This window comes from Streptococcus sanguinis, from assembly GCF_020729765.1.
GTDB lineage: Bacteria > Bacillota > Bacilli > Lactobacillales > Streptococcaceae > Streptococcus > Streptococcus sanguinis_Q.
The window spans coordinates 1-1,644 of the sequence record NZ_JAJEPD010000025.1; the positions used below are offsets into that span (position 1 = coordinate 1).

Genomic DNA, 1,644 nt, shown 5'->3' on the forward strand with positions numbered 1-1,644 from the left:
CTCACTATAGTGAAGGAATTATTGAAATAGAGCGTCTTCCTGGCCAATTTATTAAAGTTTATGAAGTTGAACGAGTTTTGGTTGAGTGTCTAAGACCAGTTCATGTTAAAAGGGATAGTCAAAGATAAACCATGTAACCAAAGTGCTGTCTCCAAAGAAAAGATTCCCTTTGGAAATCGATACTGAAGAACAAACCACTCATCTAAATAAATATCAGGTAAGCGATATAAGCCTTTTTCTGCAGCATCGATTTTTCCTTCTGTAACCATTTTTAATAAGGTTTTGTAGTGTAAATTTTCATCTATCACTTGTTTAAAAGTTAAAAAACCATACTGATTGAAAGAGTTCATCAGTTTCTCTCTTTTATCAACCATATCATTCTCCTTTCTTTAGAAATAAAATGCTAACATCTACTATATATGTTAGCATTTTATTTCCTTAAAATCAATTCATTTAGTTTTTTTATTTCAAAATTAATCCATACGTAAGACAGACCAGCTATTATTAAAGAAAAAATAAGACATAGACTGATAGGTTCCACACTAAATGTAGACCCATACTGCCCCATAAGTCAGATTTATAGCGTACAAGCCCTAAAAACATCCCAAGTGAAACATACAAACACCAACCTAGAATGGTTCCTGGATGATGTGCTAAGGCAAATAAAACACTTGTCAAAGCAACTCGAATATCTAATTTTCTAGCCAAGTTCCATAAAATTTCTCGATACAAAAATTCTTCAACCATACTCGCATTGATTAAGAACAATAAAAATGAAAACCAAGGAACTTGATGTTGAAGCCCAATTAAGTTTGCTTGATTCGTGCTTCCTTGAGCATGAATCAGACTAAAACATAGACTTATAATCAGTAGGCTAACGAATCCAATACCAAGCCATTTCATCCTAGTTTTCATATTGACCTTGACAACTTGTTTTCGTTGACCATACATCCATAAAAAAGAAATGAGCGACGCACAATAGAGAATCTGTAGTATGGTTAACTCACTAATACAAAGCAATTTCAGTAAGTATAGGGATACCAATAAAACATTTACTTGTTGGAATATATACACTGGAATTATTCTTTTCATAGTTACCTCCGAAATAAATCTTCATAATCTAAATCTAATACCTGCACAATCCTTTCTACCCATGGACTTTGAGGCATTCGTTGTTCCATCTTGTAGTGGCGTATCTTTTGATACAAACGATTCAATTCACTTGGATAGTGAAACTCTCCCGCAAACATTTTTCTGGTTAACTCAATCCAGCTGATATTTCTTTCAGCCAAAATAATGGACAAGTTCTCCCAAAATCGTTCAGCCATATTGCTTCTCCTTTAGTTAGATAAATAATGTGTTTGTGCCATGTAAATCAATTGTTTCGTATCTCTTGGCAATAGAGCTCTAGCCTCTTCCAAATTCAGATTTGGATAAACTCTCTTATTTGAAACTGCAAGAGGAAGTCTGATGCTTAGTTCAGGATTTTGGGAGAACTTGTCCATTATTTTGGCTGAAAGAAATATCAGCTGGATTGAGTTAACCAGAAAAATGTTTGCGGGAGAGTTTCACTATCCAAGTGAATTGAATCGTTTGTATCAAAAGATACGCCACTACAAGATGGAACAACGAATGCCTCAAAGT

At 34.1% G+C, this 1,644-nt stretch carries 3 protein-coding genes and 1 pseudogene; 1 reads left to right on the forward strand and 3 read right to left on the reverse strand.

The window, feature by feature from the left end; translation table 11 throughout:
• Window positions 1-92: 92 nt before the first annotated feature.
• From K4H96_RS04095 to K4H96_RS04105, 3 genes and pseudogenes are all read right to left on the reverse strand, one after another.
• Window positions 93-374: pseudogene (locus tag K4H96_RS04095) on the reverse strand (type IV toxin-antitoxin system AbiEi family antitoxin domain-containing protein); the annotation flags it as partial.
• A 130-nt stretch (window positions 375-504) separates the two neighbouring features.
• Window positions 505-1,092: a CPBP family intramembrane glutamic endopeptidase gene (locus K4H96_RS04100; RefSeq protein ID WP_000821310.1), complete on the reverse strand. Its 588-nt coding sequence runs from the start codon at window positions 1,090-1,092 to the stop codon at window positions 505-507.
• A 2-nt stretch (window positions 1,093-1,094) separates the two neighbouring features.
• The gene (locus tag K4H96_RS04105; RefSeq protein WP_000840776.1) at window positions 1,095-1,328 is read right to left on the reverse strand and encodes a hypothetical protein; all 234 of its coding nucleotides are present in this window, start codon (window positions 1,326-1,328) and stop codon (window positions 1,095-1,097) included.
• A gap of 142 nt (window positions 1,329-1,470) precedes the next feature.
• Here K4H96_RS04105 and K4H96_RS04110 point away from each other — a divergent pair.
• Window positions 1,471-1,644 (forward strand): transcriptional regulator (locus K4H96_RS04110; RefSeq protein WP_227956360.1); only part of this gene is annotated, 174 nt, incomplete at its 3' end.